Source organism: Frankia sp. CcMO1 (genome assembly GCF_977945845.1).
Window position 1 is genome coordinate 6,147 of sequence record NZ_CDWTMG010000246.1, and the last position, 1,219, is coordinate 7,365.

The window sequence follows — 1,219 nt, forward strand, 5'->3', positions numbered from 1 at the left end:
ATAGGGCTCCCCGAAAAACCGGGGAGCCTTTTCCGTGCCCGGTCGCGCCCAGTCGCGTCCGGTCATGCCGGCCGTGTCCTGTAGCCGTTCCCGTAGCCGTTCCCGCGGAGACCGCGGACGCCGAATCGTCCGCGATCCGCGCGCGAGTAAGGATGGTTACCGGAAAGGATGAACAGAACGTTAAATCTAACTCACATACCGCCAACGCAACGTATCATCTCCCTCCTGGCGCACAGCCCACCCACAGACACCCGAACCCCAGCTGGTAAAGTGTCGGCCACGATAAAGCCGAACCAGCGATAAAGCCGAACCAGCAGAGAATCAGGCGCCCAGGTATTTACTTTTCGGCCAGGCGAGAGGAGTACAGCCCCGGTTCCCACGACTCCCTACACCAAAAAGATTTAGAATTATCCGGCGCATCTAGGAGTCGAAATTAAATAACTTGCGCGTTTCGAACCCCCCGCAGGCCTGTGACCTGCAATGATGCTCTCGATCACGTATTTGTTACTTCATTACGTCCCCCTAGCGAGAGTTCAGTTCATGGCTGCGAATTTCGCTGAAACGGTCACTGAAAGGCCGACGCCGGGGGGGGATCAACACACTGAACATGGCAGTTCCGCCGCCGGAGTACGCGGTGGCGGATCTGGATCCGCGAACGAGTGACCTCGTCGTCCCGAATGGATCCGGATGGCGGCGGGTCATGCGGGTGCCAGGACGACGGCATTACCATCACGAGCACCACGATCGCGCCGTCGCGACCGTCCAGCAGGCCCGGAGCCGCACTCGATCGACGGGCCGGAGTTGTGTCGTCGGCCTTCTGTACATTGCCGAGTTCGGCCGGCTGCGCGAGCGCCTCGCTCCGGGCGCCTGCCTGTCCCTGCTCAATCAGGTCGCTGCCTTGGCAGGTGGTCTGCATCGGTGGCGTGGCTCCGCCATCGGCCAGGGCCGCCCCGGCGAGGTGGTCGTCGTCCTGCCGACGCGGCCGGGCCGCTCCGCCGAAGCGGCGTTCGGCGAGATCGTGCGTACGGTCGCGAGCTGTGACTTCGCTGTCGACGGCGAGCGCCTGCGGGTAACCCCCGTTCCGGGGTTCGTCCAGGTGGACGACACCATCGACGATGCCACCGCCTTGCGGCGGGCCCGGCTGGCCATGGGTCTCGCCGCCCAGCAGCTCGACATGGTCCCCGTCTGTTACGACCCTAGGGCCTGTTTGGGAAGTTCA

Annotated in this window: 1 pseudogene; it reads left to right on the plus strand. The window is 63.5% G+C overall.

Going from position 1 to position 1,219, the window contains the following annotated elements:
* Positions 1 to 607: 607 nt before the first annotated feature.
* Positions 608 to 1,219 (plus strand): annotated as a pseudogene (locus tag AC08OU_RS20785) (glycosyltransferase family 2 protein); the annotation flags it as partial.